Here is a 16415-nt window from a genome sequence, read left to right on the forward strand (position 1 = left end):
CGAATCAAGCGGCGCGCTTGCGTCGGCGATCAGGTGTGATCGCTTCTTCGGTCAGCCGGTCGATCGCTTCGGCAAGGCCGAGCGATTCCTGGTCGCGCGAACCGAGCCGACGGACATTGACCGTCTGCTCCTCCGCCTCGCGCTTGCCGCAGACGAGGATGACCGGCACCTTGGCCAGGCTGTGCTCGCGGACCTTGTAGTTGATCTTCTCGTTGCGCAGGTCGGCTTCCGCCAACAGCCCGGCGGCCTTCAGCTTCGCCACCACCTCGGTCGCATAGCTGTCGGCGTCCGAAGTGATCGTCGCCACCACCACCTGCAGCGGCGCGAACCACAGCGGGAAATGGCCGGAATAGTTCTCGATCAGGATGCCGAGGAAACGCTCCATCGAACCGCAGATGGCGCGGTGCACCATGACAGGCTGCTTCTTCTCCGAGTCCGAGCCGATGTAGAAGGCGCCGAAACGTTCCGGCAGGTTGAAGTCGACCTGCGTCGTGCCGCACTGCCATTCGCGGCCGATCGCATCCTTCAGCACATACTCGAACTTCGGCCCGTAGAAGGCGCCCTCGCCCGGATTGATCGAGGTTTTGATGCGGTTGCCGGAGCGCGTCCTGATCGTCTCCAGCACGCTGCCCATGATCGCCTCGGCATGATCCCAGGCCTCGTCGGTGCCGACACGTTTTTCGGGCCGCGTCGACAGCTTGACGCTGATTTCGTCGAAACCGAAATCGGCATAGGTCGACAGGATCAGGTCGTTGATGCGCAAGCACTCGGATGCCAGCTGTTCCTCGGTGCAGAAGATATGTGCATCGTCCTGCGTGAAGCCGCGCACGCGCATCAGTCCGTGCAGCGCGCCCGACGGCTCGTAGCGATGCACATTGCCGAATTCAGCAAGTTTAACGGGCAGATCGCGATAAGACTTCAACCCATGCTTGAATATCTGCACGTGACCCGGGCAGTTCATAGGTTTCAGCGCGAAGACGCGGTCATCGTCGGTTTCGTCGCCGGCGACCGTCACCTTGAACATGGCGTCGCGGTACCAGCCCCAGTGGCCCGAAGTCTCCCACAGGCTCTTGTCGAGCACCTGTGGGGCATTGACCTCCTGATAGCCCTGCTCGTCGAGGCGGCGGCGCATGTAGTTGACCAGGTTCTGGAACATCTTCCAGCCCTTGGCGTGCCAGAAGACGACGCCGGGCCCCTCTTCCTGAAAATGGAACAGGTCCATTTCGCGGCCAAGCTTGCGGTGGTCGCGCTTCTCGGCCTCCTCCAGCATCGTCTGGTAGGCTTCGAGCTGCGCCTGGTCGGCCCAGGCCGTGCCATAGATGCGCGTCAGCATCGGGTTGTTGGAATCGCCGCGCCAATAGGCGCCGGCCACCTTCATCAGTTTGAAGGCGTTGCCGATCTGGCCGGTCGAGGCCATATGCGGACCACGGCAAAGGTCGAACCAGTCGCCCTGCGCATAGATCTTGAGATCCTGATCCTCGGGAATGGCGTCGATAAGTTCGAGCTTGTAGCGCTCGCCCTTGTCGGCGAAGACCTTCTTCGCCTTGTCGCGCGACCAGACCTCCTTGGTGAACGGCTTATTGCGCGCGATGATCTCGCGCATCTTCTTCTCGATCACCGGGAAATCGTCCGGGGTGAACGGCTCGTTGCGGGCAAAATCGTAATAGAATCCGTTCTCGATCACCGGCCCGATGGTCACCTGCGTTCCCGGCCATATCTCCTGAACGGCTTCCGCCAGCACGTGTGCGGTGTCATGGCGGATGAGTTCCAGCGCACGTGGGTCTTCGCGGGTGATGATCTCGACCTTGCCGGATTTGCCCAGGGGATCACTGAGGTCGCGCACGGTGCCGTCGATGGCATAGGCCACGGCCTTCTTGGCCAGCGACTTCGAAATCGATTCGGCAAGGCCGGCGCCGGTCATCGCTGCGTCGTAGTCGCGCACGGAGCCATCGGGAAATGTCAGGGAAACGGAATTCAGCATATGTATCTCCTATCCAGTCCCGCAAACGAGCGCGGGTGGTAAAATGCAGATATCAGCGGTTCGGGAACTGCGACCTGCCAGGGTGCCGGAGGCGTCCGGCGGCGGCAGTCTTTTATGAGCAGATGCCGCCGCCGTAAAGCCCGGCTCACTTAATCAGCTGCGGCAGGTCTTTCAGGAACGCGGCCCGTGTCGCCAACCCCTTCGGCATGTCGGTCCGCTTCGTATCGACGACGAGCCGGGCGAACACGATCTGGCGGCCGTCTTTCCGCGCCCAGCCGACAAACCAGCCGAGCGAGCGCTTGTCCTTGCCGCCCTCGCCGAGCCTGGTGCTGCCGGTCTTGCCCTGAACGGCCCAATCGCCGGCCTTGAAGCTCGGTATGATGGCCCGCGTCATTTCATGCGCCTTGGCCGACACCGGCATTGTGCCGGCGAGCAGTTGCCGCAGGAAGGCAACCTGTTCGACCGGCGTGATCTCGAGCGAAGAGTTGACCCAGGAATGGGTGAGCCCGTCATCCTTGCCGGGATCGCCGGAAACGTCAGTGTTGCCATAGTTGAACTTAGATATATAGCCGGCGAATTTCTCAGCTCCGAGCTTGCGGGTGATCTCGCGTGAGAACCAGATGATGGAATCGCGTTCCCATATCGTCGGATCGACGGTTTTCCGATCCCGCTTCACCGCGTTGAATTTGGGTTTATAGTCCCAGCTTGGCGTGTGCTCGTCGCTCAGGATGCCGGCATCATAGCCAATCAGCGAAAGCGGCACCTTGAATGTCGATGCCGGGCTGAAGCGCTGGTCGCAGGTACCCTCCTGGTAAAGCATCTTGCCGCTCTGGGCATCGGCGATGAGGGTACAACGCACATCCCCGAGCGGCGCCGATTGAGCGCGCATTGGAAATCCCAACAGCCAGGCGAGCAGGAACAGGACTCCGGCAAAGATGAAGGGAAGACGGTCGATGTTGCGCATGGGATGCTCGCTCCAGGAGGGGGTTCGCGAGCTGGCTTAGCGAGGCCTCTTGTCTCGATTTTGTCTCAAATGCGCAGTTGTCGTGCAGGCTGGCGTTAACCCTACCGGATCGTAAACCCGGCGCGGTGCGACCAGCGCCCTCACCCCCGGGCTTCTCCGCGCTTACGGCCAATCCGCCAGTACCGCCAGGGCATGAACCAGACGTAACGGGACGCCAGCACTTCCGGCACGAGGTCGATGCCGTGCGTGCCGAATGGGCCGCAGCGCAGCACGCGGAACAACCCCATCCAGCCGCCGGCCCACAGACCATGCCGGGCGATCGCCTCATGCGCGTATTCCGAACAGGTCGGCAGATGCCGGCAGGAATTGCCGACAAAACCGGACAGCGTCAGCTGGTAAAGTCGCACGAGCGACGTGCCGAGCAAACGGCCGGGCGTCTTGCGCCACGGACCAGGCCAGTTGCGGCCGCGCCTCGACGCCGTATGCGCATGCTCGTGTTGGTCGCCCACTGCGATCTCCGCGTTTCCAAGATGATAGATGTGAGTTTCCACCGAAGAACGCAATCCCGTTCACCCTGCCGTCACGGGCGGTAACGGCGAAATGGCTGCCGGTCGGCCGGCGGTGCCCACCGGCCAGGGTGAACCCACTCTTCGTGATGCCTTGCATCGCGTCTTTCATCACGCCATTGAAACGTCGCGACCCGCATGACATCGCCGAGAATGTTCAGGAACTGCATCATGGTCGTGTCTCCTTTGACGGGATTAGACCGCTGCTGGCCTTCGCCTTCAAACGAGTATAATTTCCGCTTCGGATAATCCTGGGTTATGCGAAATGAAGCGTGGACGCCTGCCCTTGACTGCATTGAGGAGCTTCGAGGCGGCTGGCCGGCATTTGAGCTTCAGCCGGGCAGCCGAGGAGCTCTTCGTCTCGCAGGCGGCGATCAGCCGGCAGATCCGCGAGCTCGAAACCTTCCTGCGCCAACCACTTTTCGAACGGCACCATCGCCGCGTCGAACTGACGGATGCCGGCCGGCGGCTGCTTGCTCAACTGGTCAGAAGTTTCGATGCGATCGACCGCCTGCTCGGTGACCTGGCCGCCACGCCGGCCCAGTCCGTGGTTCGCGTCAGCGTCGAACCTTCGCTTGCAGCGGTGTGGCTGGTGCCGAGGCTCAACCGGTTCCGGCAGTTGCGGCCCGACATCGACGTCTCTCTCGAAGTCGACCCAAGGCTGATCGAGTTCCGTGGCGACCAGCCCGAACTTGCCTTGCGTTTCAGCTCGAGCGCGGCGTCATGGCCCCGTAGCGAGGCCGAGCGGCTGGCCTCGACAGTGGATTCGCCGGTTCTGTCGCCGACACTGCTTTCATCAGGCCCAGCCCTCGAGAAGCCGGCCGACCTTGTTCGCTTCACGCTTTTGCATGAGGAAAACCGCCAGGGTTGGGCGCGCTGGTTCGAGGCGGCGGGCGTGCCCGCAGATGCCGTGCCCGCGCGGCCCGATGCTTGCAGACGCATCGCTCTCGAAGCAGGCCGCGCTGCTTGGGCACGGCGTGGCGCTGGGCGATCTCCTGCAGATTGGGGAGGAGCTTGCAACCGGGGCGCTGGTCAAGCCGTTCGACGTCGACGTCGGGTCCGGCGCCTATTGGCTGGTGGCCAGGCGTTTGAGCGATTTGTCTGAGCCAGCCGCAGCGTTCGCCGATTGGGTCAGAGGCGAGTTCGCCGAAAGCAGGCGGGATTCAGGCGGGCGCTAAGCCGCTTCGTCGGCGCGTTTCTTCTCGATCTGGCCGATGGCGTCGACCACGGCGTCGAAGGTCAGCATGGTCGACGCATGCCGCGCCTTGTAGTCGCGCACCGGCTCCAGATAGCTGAGGTCGGCGAAGCGGCCTTCCGGCGGCGCACCGTTCTCCTTCAGCATCTTCAGCATGGTCTCGCGTACCGCGCGCAATTCCTCGGCACTGGCGCCGACGACATGTTGCGCCATGATCGAGGACGATGCCTGTCCGAGTGCGCAGGCTTTCACGTCGTGGGCAAAGTCGGTGACCACGCCGTCCACCATCTTGAGGTCGACGGTAACGGTCGATCCGCACAGCTTCGAATGCGCCTTCGCGGTCGCGTCGGGATGATCGAGCCGGCCGATGCGGGCGATGTTTCCGGCAAAACCGAGAATTTTCGCGTTGTAGACGTCGTTGATCATTATTTTCCAATCCGTCGCCGCCAAGCGAACAGCGATTGCCGTTGTTGCGTCTTTCATTCGCTCGGCACGACCATATATAATGCTGGCAGTCCGGTATCGACAAGGCGGCGAACGCCACCGTCCTTGCCGGGAAGTTCACGCCGCTTACGGGGCTGGAAACGGGGCGAGTTTCCGACACCGAAAGGTCGTGGTCCGTTCAACTCGTTCCTCCTGAGAGAGGGACTACGGGAGACGCCTTTTATGGATGCCGTCATCAAGAAACTCATGCCCCAGGCCGCCTATATGGAAAAGCCGGTCACCGACCGGCCGAGCGAGGCCGAAGTCGAGGCCGCCGTGCGCACCTTGCTGCGCTGGACCGGCGACAATCCGGATCGCGAGGGTTTGATCGATACCCCCAAGCGCGTGGCCAAGGCGTACCGTGAAATGTTCGGCGGCTATGATATGTGCCCGGCGGACGAGCTCGGCCGTACCTTCGAGGAGGTCGCCGGCTACGACGACCTGGTCATCGTCAAGGACATCACGTTCCACTCGCATTGCGAGCACCACATGGTGCCGATCATCGGCAAGGCGCATGTCGGCTATTTGCCGGACGGCAAGGTCGTCGGCCTGTCCAAGATCGCGCGCGTCGTCGATATCTTCGCCCACCGCCTGCAGACGCAGGAAGCCCTGACCGCGCAGATTGCCGGTGTCATCCAGGACGTGCTCAACCCGCGCGGCGTCGCGGTCATGATCGAGGCCGAGCACATGTGCATGGCCATGCGCGGCATCCGCAAGCAGGGCTCAACCACGCTGACCTCCACCTTCACCGGCGTCTTCAAGGATACGCCCGAAGAGCAGGTTCGTTTTGTCACCATGGTGCGCGGCGCAAGCCCCTTGCCGACGTCATGGTCAACAGGAAAATAGACCGGCAATGTCGGCACTGGAATTTCCGAAAGCTCCGTCAAATAAGAAAAATCTGGAGGAAGGCGCGGTGTTCTCACCGCGCTTCGATGCCGCCGGTCTTGTCACCGTCGTTGTCACCGACGCCGCCGACGGCATGCTGCTGATGGTCGCGCATATGAATGCGCAGGCGCTGGCGCTGACGCTGGAGACAGGCATCGCCCATTACTGGTCGCGCTCGCGCAACACGCTCTGGAAGAAGGGCGAAACGTCGGGCAATTTCCAGCATGTCGTCGAGATGCTCACGGATTGTGACCAGGACGCCATATGGTTGCGCGTCAAAGTGTTGGGCCACGACGCAACTTGTCACACTGGCCGACGTTCATGCTTTTATCGGACGGTGGGGCTGATTGACGGCAAGGCGACGCTTGCCGACGACGGCAGTAAACCGCTGTTCGATGCGGAAAACATGTATCGGAAGCCACCAGCTTGAACCTTCTGCCTCACACCGACCACTCAGATTCATCATTTCGATACGGCCCATTCGTATATTAGCCTCGGGACAAGGGAGATCATGATGCTCGAATGGGCGTCATCGCGTAACAGACCAGACGTCAGGGAGGCCAACGGCCTGTCCTCGGCCGGCGGCGCATCCGAAGCAAAATCCCCGAAGAAAACCGGCATTTCGCTCGCGCTCGGCGGCGGTTGCGCCAGAGGCTGGGCTCATATCGGCGTGCTGCGCGCGCTCGATGAAGCCGGCATCGAAGTTTCCATGATCGCCGGCACCTCGATCGGTGCGCTCGTCGGCGGCTGTTATCTCGCCGGCAAACTGGATGAGCTGGAAGAGTTCGCCCGCAGCCTCACCAGACGGCGAATCTTCGGCCTGCTCGATCTCAACCTGCGCGGCAGCGGCCTCTTCGGCGGCATGAAACTGGATGCGCGTCTGCGCGAGCACGTGGCCGGTATCCGCTTCGACGATTTGCGCAAGCCATTCGTCTGCGTCGCGTCGGAAATCCGCACCGGCCACGAGATCTGGCTGTCGAGCGGCTCGCTGATCACGGCCATGCGCGCGTCCTACGCGCTGCCGGGCGTGTTCGAGCCGGTCGATTGCAACGGCCGCGTGCTGGTCGACGGAGCGCTGGTCAATCCGGTACCCGTTTCGGTCTGCCGCGCCTACGAGCAGCCGCTCGTCGTGGCCGTCAACCTCCACTACGACCTGTTCGGCCGCGCCGCCGTGATCAAGCACAGTGCCGGCGAACTGATTATCGAAAAGGATGCGCCAAGGCCCGGCCAAGTCGGCGCCCAGCACCAATCGCACCAGACGCGTCTGGGCATCACCGGCGTGATGGTCGAGGCCTTCAACATCATCCAAGATCGCATTTCACGGGCGAGACTTGCCGGCGATCCGCCCGACATGTCGCTGCAGCCCAAGCTCAGCCATATCGGCCTCACCGAATTCCACCGGGCCGACGAGGCGATCCAGCTCGGCTACCAGGCGACGATGGCGCAGATCGGCGAACTGACGCGGCTGCAGACGGTTCTCGCCTAGACTAGTGCCGACGCAGAGCGGTCGAGAACCACATCAAGTCCTGGAAAACGCATCTCGCCGCCGACCGCACATCCTGCACAAGAGCGACGGCCAACCAGTTCCGGCTGTTCCTGCATACCGGCGCCTATTGGCTGATGTGGGGCCTGCGCGCTGCGATGCCGAGACGCTCGAGCTTTGCCGTCGCCCGATTCGACACGCTGCGTTTGCGCCTCATCAAGATCGCCGCGCGGGTGGTCGAGATGAAAACCCAGATCCGCCTGCACCTGCCGATATCCTGCCCCTACCAGCGTATTCTGCGCATCGCCCTCGACCGTATCCCGCGGCTCGCGACATAGCCACAGGGCCCAGACGCGCCGGACCGAACCCGCCGACCGCAACCTGCAAACCCTGCCTTCCATCACGACGGATCACCGCCGGCGCCTGACGAGGCTTGCCAAAAAGCACCGCAACGGCGGCCAGATCACCGCTTCAGGCCGCCAAAAGCTCATCGCCGTGAACCAAGGCGGCTAAGTTTGTCCGTCACATCGATTGCGAGATTTCGATCACCTTCTTAGGATCGATGATGTGGCCATCGGAAGTGCCGGCAGTATTTCATCGGCGGCATTTCCATTAGTCTAGCTCGATGTACCGCTCCCTTCCGGCGGTCACTGAGTGGCTCTGGAGCGAGTGTTGCAGAAAAACAATATTCAGTTTCGGCGGCAAGTGTTACAGGCAAAAAGCCTAGTGGGAATTTTCATGAAATCGATTCTGTTTGCGCTATCTTCGGTGTTGCTCGCCACAGGCACGGCGATGGCTGCGGATTTGCAGGCAGTCGCCCAGTCGATACCGGTCGCGTCGTGGTTCGGTTATGTTGAGGGCGGGTACGTCTTTCGGGCCAACAGCCAAACGCAGGAGTTTGAGACCGGCAACTACGACGAAGCACGCACCGGCGACGGCGGTTATGGGGCGGCGAAGTTGGGATACCGCATCAACGATGCCTGGGACATGGCGGCGAGCTACAGCTATTTGGAGCAGTCCGCTGGTCGGATCAACGACGATCTCTATGGCTGGCAGTTCAGCGGTGGGCGGTACTGGAATGCGGACGTTGAGGCAGGATACCACCTGCAGCAGGACGACTGGTCCCTGCGCCCGTTTGCGGGACTGCGTTATCAGCACTATGGCGCGGACTTTACAGACAACGAACCTCCAGTCTTTACCGCAACCGAGACTTCATGGGGCATCGGCCCGCGTCTCGGCATGGATGTGTCCAAACCTCTAGGCGCTCAATTAAGCTTCTTTGGATCGGCCGACGCTTCCGTTCTGTTTGGAAAGATCAAGGCAAAGAGAGACTATGGTAGTGGCTTGGAAGAGTTTTCCGAAAGTCGCACCTTTGCAACCGTCGGTCTCAAGACCGGACTGGCATGGGAGTTCGCTCCTGGGGTAAAGCTTGGGGCAGGTTATCAGCTCGAATATCTGTACGGCGTCGGCTACAAGAACTTCTATGACGCCAACACAGTACCGGCGGGTAAAGCCAGCCAACTCACCCATGGGCCGTTTGCGCGTATTTCGTTCAACTACTGATCGGACGCCGGGGGGCGTCGGGGCGCTTTCACTACGAGTACGATTTCGGCGATCTTTGGGAGCACGAAGGCCAACCGAAGCGGAGGTGCCGATAGCCAGGATTGTCTATTCCATGCTGACGTCGTTGGACGGCTATATCGCCCGATCGGACGAGGACATCGGCTTGCCGGTGCCCGAGACGGAGTTGCACCAGCATTTCAACGACATGATGAGACAGGCCTCCGCCGTGCTCGCGGGACGGCGCATGTACGAAACGATGCGCTTCTGGGACAGCCCTGAGCGCGAGACCGGCGCCGCCGAGGTCGAGCGGGATTTTGCCCAGGCATGGCGCGAAACGCCGAAGATCGTCTTCTCGACTACGCTTCGGCAAGTCGGGCTCAATGCCCGCCTGATGAGTGGCGATGCCGAGAACACGGTACGATCCCTCAAGGACCAGACCGGTGGCCTCGTCATTCTCGGCGGCGCCGATCTTGCAGCCTCTCTGGCGCGGGCCGGTCTCATCGACGAATACCGGCTCTATATGCATCCTGTGGTGCTGGGTGGCGGTAAGCCATATTTCCAACCCGGCCTGTCGCTGGCGCTGAAACCGCTCGGCACGGAAAGTCTTACCCAGGGCGTGACGTTGCTGCGTTATGCGCCGGCCGGCTGAATTGACCGGTTTCCGCCGCGGCTACGCGCGTGCGGCGTCGATGATGCGAAACTGCACCGTGCGGTTACCGTTCCAGTGATTGCCCGACAGCGAGCCGGCGACATGCATCGTCTTGCCGCGGTTCTTGAACAGGAATTCGCCAAGCACGGTGTCGACGGCGCGAAAGGCGATCGCCTGGATGCGGCCGCCGCTCTCCGACTGCAAGTCGGCGCGAATATGGTTGGTGCCGACCGGCCTGATATCGACCAGCCGATGGCGTGGCAGCACGAATACCGGCGCGACATGCCCGGCCCCGAAAGGCCCCGCCTTCTCCAGCGCGTCGAGCAGGCCGAGCGTCGCCCCTTCCGCGGCAAGAGCGCCGTCGATCGCCAGGCTTTCCTCATCCTGCAACCGGAAAACGTCGGCGGCCGCGCGCTCCTCGAAGAAGGCCCTGAGCTCGCCCAGCCTTGCGCGCTCCACGGTGATGCCGGCGGCCATGCCATGGCCGCCGCCCTTGACGATGAGCCCGGCATTGGCGGCTTCGCGCACCAGCCGGCCAAGATCGAAACCCGACACCGAACGGCCCGAGCCCGTGCCGGTGCCGTTGGCGTTGGCGTTGAAGGCGATGGCGAAAGCCGGCCGTCGTGCGTGATCCTTCAGGCGTGACGCAAGCAGGCCGACAATGCCGGGGTGCCAGTTGTTGCTGGCGGTGACGACGATCGCCGGACCGATGCCGCCCGCGAGCTCGGCATCGGCCTCGGCGCGCGCGGCGGCGAGCATCTCCTGCTCCATCAGTTGCCGTTCCTGGTTCAGCCGGTCGAGCGTCTCGGCGATGGTCAGCGCCTCGACCGGATCGTCCGTTGCAAGCAACCGGCTGCCGAGCGCCGCATCGCCGATGCGCCCGCCCGCATTGATGCGCGGGCCGATCAGATAGGCGAGATGGAAGGTGCCGATCGGTTCGCCGATGCGCGACACCCGCGCAAGGGCAGCCATCCCTTCATTCTTCTGTTGGCGCGCGACTTGCAGCCCTTTGACGACGAAGGCGCGGTTGATGCCCGTGAGCGGCACCACGTCGCAGACGGTGGCAAGCGCCACGAGATCGAGCAAGGAGAGCAGATCCGGCTGCGTGGCGTCGGTCATCGCGCGCAGCACCTTCGCGGTCTGCACCAGAGCGAGAAAGACCACGCCGGCGGCACAGAGATGGCCCTGCCCGGAAAGGTCGTCGTCGCGGTTTGGATTGACGACGGCATGCGCCGCCGGCAGCGCGCCGCCAACCTGATGGTGGTCCAGCACCACGACATCGGCGCCCGCCTCGTTGGCTGCCTCGACGGAGGCGGCGCTGTTGGTGCCGCAATCGACGGTGACGATCAGCGTCGCGCCGCGCGAAACCAGTTCGCGCATGGCATCGGGATTGGGACCGTAGCCCTCGAAAATACGATCCGGAATATAGATTTCCGACGGCACAGAGAAATGCGCGAGAAACCGTTTCAGCAAGGCCGACGAGGCCGCTCCATCGACGTCGTAATCGCCGAAGATCGCTATTTTCTCCCGGGCAACGACGGCGGCGGCGATGCGGATGGCGGCCTTGTCCATGTCGGTCAGCGAGGCTGGATTCGGCAACAGGTCACGGATCGTCGGATCGAGAAACCGCTCGGTCTCATCGGCGGCAACGCCGCGTCCGGCAAGAACGCGCGCGACGATATCGGGCACGCCATGGCCCTGCGCGATGGCGAGCGCGATCATGTCCTGCCGTTCGGTCAGGCGGTGCTCCCAGGAGAGACCGGTGGCCGACTGCCTGACATCGAGGAAGAGGCGCCTTTCGCCCATCATGCGCTTTGCCAACTCATTGTTGGCCGCAGGATAATGCATGTCGCCCAAAAGTGCGCAGCGGTTTTGGGATAACGGCATGTACAAACAACACCCTGAAGCGCCGTGTTAACGCGACGCGCTTTAGGGCCAAAGGCCAGCAAAGCCAAGCGGTTCACGGAGGCGCGCGTCGCGGGAGACTTCAAGAAGAACTACGCTTTCCGCTTTTCAGCCTGGCGCCCAACCATTCACTTGCCGCCCCGAGACACCAGGGCCGCGTAGCAGTCGGGGCGGTCTCATCGTTAAACCCCTTGCCTCCGTCGGAGGCAGCCAGATGGCTAACAACTCAAACCCGGCTTCGCAAGCAGGTCTAGAACTTATCCAGATCCTGGTGCCGGGCCTTGATCTCCCGCACGGTGCGCGACGACGAGCGCAAGACGATCGTGTGCGTGGTGATGTAGGTGCGGCCGAACTTGACGCCCGCCAGCATGTTGCCGTCGGTAACGCCGGTGGCCGCGAACAGCACATCGCCGCGCGCCATGTCCTCGGCCCGATAAACCCGCTTCGGATCGGCAATGCCCATCTTTGCCGCGCGTGCCACCTTCTCAGGCGTATCGAGGATCAGCCGGCCTAGCATCTGGCCGCCGGTGCAGCGCAGGGCGGCCGCGGCCAGAACGCCTTCCGGTGCGCCTCCGGTGCCGAGATAGATGTCGATGCCGGTTTCTTCCGGGTCGGTGGTGTGGATGACGCCGGCGACGTCGCCGTCACCGATCAGCCGGATCGCGGCGCCGGTGGCACGCACGGCGTCGATCAGCTTGGCGTGGCGCGGCCGGTCGAGGATGCAGGCCGTGATATCGGACACAGTGACGCCCTTCGCCCGGGCGAGGCTGGCGATGTTGTCGGCCGGCGTGGCATCGATGTCGATGACGCCTTCGGCGTAACCCGGACCGACCGCGATCTTGTCCATGTAGACGTCGGGCGCGAACAGCAGGCTGCCCTTTTCGGCGATCGCGATCACCGCGAGTGCGTTCGGCAGGTTCTTGGCGCAGATCGTCGTGCCTTCGAGCGGATCAAGCGCGATATCGACCGCCGGGCCTTGGCCGGTCCCGACCTCCTCGCCGATATAGAGCATCGGCGCCTCGTCCCGCTCGCCCTCGCCTATCACCACCGTGCCCTTGATGGCGAGGCGATTAAGCTCCTCGCGCATGGCGTCGACGGCGACCTGGTCGGCAGCTTTTTCGTCGCCGCGGCCACGCAGCCGGGCGGCCGCGACGGCGGCCCGTTCGGTGACGCGCACCAGTTCCATGGTGAGTATCCGGTCAAGGCCGGCGACGATGTTCTGGGCCACATTCATTTCGGCAAATCCTCGTTTGATGCCGCCTCCCGCCGGAGGCGCGCCTGTTTTGTCAAACGAGCATGACAACGGCAAGACCGGCCGGCAGTTTTATCGAAAGGATAGAAATATCAATCGATTGAACCGCATTCTTGAAACAATGCCGGCCCGGCTTGAAACGAGCCAGGCCGGCTCGAAACAGGAAATTGCCGTCCTTCGCGGCCTAGAATACCGCGAGGTATTTGAGCAGCGAAATAATGCCGATGATGATGACTATGATCTGCACGATCTGCCTCATCCTGGCGTCGAGCGGCAGGCGCTGGACGAGATACAGAACCAGGATAATGACCAGGAATGTAATGAGAATGCCGATCAGCATGGACGACGCCATGATACCCTCCCCGAGACGAACATGTTGAAACGTAGCGAGATGATGCGGCCGGCCAATCTGGCCGCCTTGCAGCTAATGGTACCAGCGGCGCGGCGTGTCGTTCATCGACTGGCCGACGGCAATCCCGGCCAGGAAGCCGAGCAGGCCAATCACGCCAATCACTGCGGTCGTCGTGCCGGGATTTTCGCGCGCGGCTTCTGAAACGGACTGAGCCTGGCTGCGCAACTGCTGCGCTGTCCGCGAGGCGCGGGAAGCGGCTGTATCGTAGAAATCCGACGCTTGTTCGCTGGCGTCATCGAGCATTTCCGCGCTGCGCGCCGAAATGCTCTTGTTGATCTTGGTGATCTCCTTGCGCAGGTCGGCGATCTGCTTTTCCAGCGTCTTCTGGATATCCTCGATGTCAGGAGGGCCGGATTTGTTGGTATCAGCCATGAAGCGGCTCCCTTGGTTGCTGACCAAGAGAACGGTGCCGACGCCAATTCGTTCCGGGCGCAGCGGAATCCTCACAGAACGGAGATGCGTCGCCGGTGGTTATGCTCCGCGACGACGAGGCTGCTGCTACCCGGCCCGCTCGATGCGGATGACCTGCGGCTTGTCGGTCAGATGGCCGTCCTTGGTGATGCCGTCGACGGCCTTGCGCACGGCGGCCTCGGTGGTCTCGTGGGTGACGAGGATCACCGTCTTCTGCGCCGCCGCCTCGCCGCTGACCGCGTGCTGGACGATCGATTCCAGGGAAATATCGTTGTCGGCCATGCGCTTGGCGATCGCCGCGAACACGCCGATACGGTCATGCACGGTCAGCCGGATGAAGTAGCCGCCGGCATGGCTGCGCATCTGCGCCTTCTTGTAAGGTTTCAGCTCCTTCGCCGGCCGGCCGAAGACGGGACCATGCTGGAAGCCGGGCCGGCTCTTGGCGATGTCGGCGATGTCGCCGATGACCGCCGAGGCGGTGGCATTGCCGCCTGCGCCGGGACCGGAGAGCAGCAATTCGCCCAGAATATCGGTCTCGATCGCCACCGCATTGGTGACGCCATGCACCTGCGCGATGACGGAAGCCGTCGGCACCATGGTCGGATGCACGCGCTGCTCGATGCCGCTCTCCGTGCGCTGGGCGACGCCGAGCAGCTTGATCCGGTAGCCGAGATCGCCTGCCGCACGGATGTCGGCCTGGGTAATGTTGGAAATGCCTTCCATATAGATGTCGTTCGCCGCGATCTTGGTGCCGAAGGCAAGGCTGGTCAGGATCGACAGCTTGTGCGCGGTGTCGTGGCCCTCGATGTCGAAGGTCGGATCGGCTTCGGCATAACCCAGCCGCTGCGCGTCCTTCAGTACGACGTCGAAGGAGACGCCCTCGGCCTCCATGCGGGTCAGGATATAGTTGCAGGTGCCGTTGAGAATGCCGAACACACGGTTGACCGAGTTGCCGGCCATCGCTTCGCGCATCGTCTTGATGACGGGAATGCCACCCGCCACCGCGGCCTCGTAGTTGAGCAGCACGCCCTTCTTCTCGGCGATTTCGGCAAGCGCCACGCCATGCTTGGCAAGCAGCGCCTTGTTGGCGGTGACGACATGGCGGCCAGCTTCGAGAGCCGCCTTCACTGAGGCGCGCGCCGACCCCTCATCGCCGCCGATCAGCTCGACGAAAACGTCGATCTCGCCGGTCTGGGCCATCTCCATCGGATCGTCGAACCATTTTGCGGCGCTCAGATCGATGCCACGGTCGCGTTTCCGGTCGCGTGCCGAAACCGCCGACACGATGATGTCGCGCCCGCATTGGCGGGTCAGCTCCGCCGCCTTGTCGCGCAACACGCGCGCCACCGATGCACCGACCGTGCCAAGTCCGGCAATTCCAACACGCAGTGCTTCAGCCATGGAAAGCGGCGCCCCTCAAATCAGATCGAATTTGTATTTACCGGTGGGCGGAAAGCGGCACCACATTGTTGGGCTGCTTGGCGCTGGTAGACAGGAAGCGCTTGATGTTGCGCGCCGCCTGGCGGATCCGGTGCTCGTTCTCGACCAGCGCCACGCGCACGAAATCATCGCCATGCTCGCCGAAACCGACACCAGGCGCCACAGCAACGTCGGCATGCTCGATGAGCAGCTTGGAGAATTCGAGGGAACCCAGATGCCGGAACGGCTCCGGGATCGGCGCCCAGGCGAACATCGACGCCGCCGGTGCCGGAATTGTCCATCCAGCGCGGCCAAACGCATCGACCATCACGTCGCGGCGCTTGTGATAGATGTCACGCACCTCGGCGATATCGGCGCCGTCGCCATTGAGCGCGTGCGCGGCCGCCACCTGGATCGGCGTGAAGGCACCGTAATCGAGATAGGATTTGACCCGGGTCAGCGCCGAGATCAGCCGTTCGTTGCCGACCGCGAAGCCCATGCGCCAGCCGGGCATGGAGAAGGTCTTCGACATCGAGGTGAACTCGACGCAGACGTCGATGGCGCCCGGAACCTGCAGCACGGAAGGCGGCGGATTGCCGTCGAAGTAGATTTCCGAATAGGCAAGGTCGGACAGGATGATGATGTCGTTCTTCTTGGCGAAGGCTACCACATCCTTGTAGAAATCGAGCGAGGCGACCAACGCCGTCGGGTTCGACGGATAGTTGAGGATCAGCGCCAGCGGCTTCGGGATCGAGTGGCGGACGCCGCGCTCGAGCGCGGGAATGAAACCGTCATCGGGCTCGACCTGCAGCGAGCGGATAACGCCGCCCGACATGATGAAGCCGAAGGCATGGATCGGATAGGTCGGGTTGGGACACAGGATCACGTCGCCGGGCGCGGTGATCGCCTGCGCCATGTTGGCGAAGCCTTCCTTCGAACCAAGCGTGGCCACCACCTGGGTGTCGGGGTTGAGCTTCACGCCGAAGCGGCGGGCATAGTAGTTGGCCTGGGCGCGGCGCAGGCCAGGAATGCCGCGCGACGAGGAATAGCGGTGCGTACGCGGATCGCGCACGACCTCGCACAATTTGTCGACGATGGCCTTGGGCGTCGGCAGGTCCGGATTGCCCATGCCGAGGTCGACGATGTCGGCGCCTCGCGAACGGGCGCTGGCCTTGAGCCTGTTGACCTGCTCGAACACGTAAGGCGGAAGCCGGCGGACCTTGTGAAATTCTTCCATGGCAGTTCCA

General features: G+C 62.8%; 16 protein-coding genes and 2 pseudogenes. 7 read left to right on the forward strand and 11 right to left on the reverse strand.

What is annotated here, in order from left to right; all coding sequences use genetic code 11:
- Positions 1–4: 4 nt before the first annotated feature.
- The 4 genes from thrS to FJW08_RS32290 form a co-directional block, all read right to left on the reverse strand.
- Complete coding sequence (gene thrS / locus FJW08_RS03090; protein ID WP_140808742.1) at positions 5–1981, reverse strand: threonine--tRNA ligase; 1977 nt, start codon at positions 1979–1981, stop codon at positions 5–7.
- A 145-nt stretch (positions 1982–2126) separates the two neighbouring features.
- Complete coding sequence (gene blaOXA / locus FJW08_RS03095; protein ID WP_140808744.1) at positions 2127–2945, reverse strand: class D beta-lactamase; 819 nt, start codon at positions 2943–2945, stop codon at positions 2127–2129.
- A gap of 140 nt (positions 2946–3085) precedes the next feature.
- Positions 3086–3454, reverse strand: coding sequence for a membrane protein insertion efficiency factor YidD (gene yidD / locus FJW08_RS03100; protein ID WP_140760559.1), 369 nt, complete (start codon positions 3452–3454; stop codon positions 3086–3088).
- 71 nt (positions 3455–3525) lie between these two features.
- Entirely contained in the window at positions 3526–3684 is a 159-nt protein-coding gene (locus FJW08_RS32290) for a hypothetical protein (RefSeq protein WP_181178689.1), read from the reverse strand.
- Positions 3685–3776: 92 nt separating this feature from the next.
- Here FJW08_RS32290 and FJW08_RS03105 point away from each other — a divergent pair.
- Positions 3777–4689: pseudogene (locus FJW08_RS03105) on the forward strand (LysR substrate-binding domain-containing protein).
- Here FJW08_RS03105 and FJW08_RS03110 read toward each other — a convergent pair.
- Positions 4686–5132 carry an iron-sulfur cluster assembly scaffold protein gene (locus tag FJW08_RS03110; protein WP_140760555.1) on the reverse strand — a complete coding sequence of 149 codons (447 nt, stop codon included), beginning with the start codon at positions 5130–5132 and terminating at the stop codon, positions 4686–4688. The pseudogene FJW08_RS03105 and the gene FJW08_RS03110 overlap by 4 nt on opposite strands.
- A 240-nt stretch (positions 5133–5372) precedes the next feature.
- Between FJW08_RS03110 and folE the strand changes: the two genes are divergently transcribed.
- From folE to FJW08_RS03140, 6 genes and pseudogenes are all read left to right on the forward strand, one after another.
- Entirely contained in the window at positions 5373–6035 is a 663-nt protein-coding gene (folE, locus tag FJW08_RS03115; RefSeq protein ID WP_140808746.1) for a GTP cyclohydrolase I FolE, read from the forward strand.
- A 7-nt stretch (positions 6036–6042) separates the two neighbouring features.
- Complete coding sequence (gene hisI / locus FJW08_RS03120; protein WP_140808748.1) at positions 6043–6504, forward strand: phosphoribosyl-AMP cyclohydrolase; 462 nt, start codon at positions 6043–6045, stop codon at positions 6502–6504.
- Positions 6505–6588: 84 nt separating this feature from the next.
- Positions 6589–7560: a patatin family protein gene (locus FJW08_RS03125; RefSeq protein WP_140808750.1), complete on the forward strand. Its 972-nt coding sequence runs from the start codon at positions 6589–6591 to the stop codon at positions 7558–7560.
- A gap of 5 nt (positions 7561–7565) precedes the next feature.
- Positions 7566–7895, forward strand: a pseudogene (locus FJW08_RS03130) (transposase); the annotation flags it as partial.
- Between the two features lie 334 nt (positions 7896–8229).
- Positions 8230–9120, forward strand: a complete 891-nt coding sequence (locus tag FJW08_RS03135; RefSeq protein WP_140760548.1) for an Lpg1974 family pore-forming outer membrane protein — start codon at positions 8230–8232, stop codon at positions 9118–9120.
- Positions 9121–9211: 91 nt separating this feature from the next.
- Positions 9212–9769 (forward strand): dihydrofolate reductase family protein, encoded by a 558-nt coding sequence (locus FJW08_RS03140; protein WP_140808889.1) that lies wholly within the window; start codon positions 9212–9214, stop codon positions 9767–9769.
- A gap of 21 nt (positions 9770–9790) precedes the next feature.
- Here the strand turns inward: FJW08_RS03140 and recJ are convergent, their stop codons facing one another.
- The 6 genes from recJ to FJW08_RS03170 form a co-directional block, all read right to left on the reverse strand.
- Positions 9791–11578: a single-stranded-DNA-specific exonuclease RecJ gene (recJ, locus tag FJW08_RS03145; RefSeq protein WP_140808891.1), complete on the reverse strand. Its 1788-nt coding sequence runs from the start codon at positions 11576–11578 to the stop codon at positions 9791–9793.
- A 346-nt stretch (positions 11579–11924) separates the two neighbouring features.
- A complete protein-coding gene (glpX, locus tag FJW08_RS03150) occupies positions 11925–12908 on the reverse strand; it encodes a class II fructose-bisphosphatase (protein WP_140760541.1) in 984 nt (327 codons plus the stop codon).
- 202 nt (positions 12909–13110) lie between these two features.
- Positions 13111–13278 carry a Thivi_2564 family membrane protein gene (locus tag FJW08_RS03155; RefSeq protein ID WP_081293949.1) on the reverse strand — a complete coding sequence of 56 codons (168 nt, stop codon included), beginning with the start codon at positions 13276–13278 and terminating at the stop codon, positions 13111–13113.
- Positions 13279–13350: 72 nt separating this feature from the next.
- A complete protein-coding gene (locus tag FJW08_RS03160) occupies positions 13351–13710 on the reverse strand; it encodes a hypothetical protein (RefSeq protein ID WP_140760539.1) in 360 nt (119 codons plus the stop codon).
- Between the two features lie 126 nt (positions 13711–13836).
- Complete coding sequence (locus FJW08_RS03165; protein ID WP_140760537.1) at positions 13837–15150, reverse strand: homoserine dehydrogenase; 1314 nt, start codon at positions 15148–15150, stop codon at positions 13837–13839.
- Between the two features lie 37 nt (positions 15151–15187).
- A complete protein-coding gene (locus FJW08_RS03170; protein ID WP_140760535.1) occupies positions 15188–16405 on the reverse strand; it encodes an LL-diaminopimelate aminotransferase in 1218 nt (405 codons plus the stop codon).
- Positions 16406–16415: the final 10 nt, after the last annotated feature.

The sequence above is a fragment of the Mesorhizobium sp. B3-2-1 genome (assembly GCF_006439515.1).
GTDB lineage: Bacteria > Pseudomonadota > Alphaproteobacteria > Rhizobiales > Rhizobiaceae > Mesorhizobium.

Coding starts and splice junctions, on each gene's coding strand:
- thrS (WP_140808742.1), bottom strand. CDS start 1,981: ATGCTGAATTCCGTTTCCCTGACATTTCCCGATGGCTCCGTGCGCGAC.
- blaOXA (WP_140808744.1), bottom strand. CDS start 2,945: ATGCGCAACATCGACCGTCTTCCCTTCATCTTTGCCGGAGTCCTGTTC.
- FJW08_RS32290 (WP_181178689.1), bottom strand. CDS start 3,684: ATGATGCAGTTCCTGAACATTCTCGGCGATGTCATGCGGGTCGCGACG.
- FJW08_RS03110 (WP_140760555.1), bottom strand. CDS start 5,132: ATGATCAACGACGTCTACAACGCGAAAATTCTCGGTTTTGCCGGAAAC.
- folE (WP_140808746.1), top strand. CDS start 5,373: ATGGATGCCGTCATCAAGAAACTCATGCCCCAGGCCGCCTATATGGAA.
- hisI (WP_140808748.1), top strand. CDS start 6,043: ATGTCGGCACTGGAATTTCCGAAAGCTCCGTCAAATAAGAAAAATCTG.
- FJW08_RS03125 (WP_140808750.1), top strand. CDS start 6,589: ATGCTCGAATGGGCGTCATCGCGTAACAGACCAGACGTCAGGGAGGCC.
- recJ (WP_140808891.1), bottom strand. CDS start 11,578: ATGATGGGCGAAAGGCGCCTCTTCCTCGATGTCAGGCAGTCGGCCACC.
- glpX (WP_140760541.1), bottom strand. CDS start 12,908: ATGAATGTGGCCCAGAACATCGTCGCCGGCCTTGACCGGATACTCACC.
- FJW08_RS03155 (WP_081293949.1), bottom strand. CDS start 13,278: ATGGCGTCGTCCATGCTGATCGGCATTCTCATTACATTCCTGGTCATT.
- FJW08_RS03160 (WP_140760539.1), bottom strand. CDS start 13,710: ATGGCTGATACCAACAAATCCGGCCCTCCTGACATCGAGGATATCCAG.
- FJW08_RS03165 (WP_140760537.1), bottom strand. CDS start 15,150: ATGGCTGAAGCACTGCGTGTTGGAATTGCCGGACTTGGCACGGTCGGT.
- FJW08_RS03170 (WP_140760535.1), bottom strand. CDS start 16,405: ATGGAAGAATTTCACAAGGTCCGCCGGCTTCCGCCTTACGTGTTCGAG.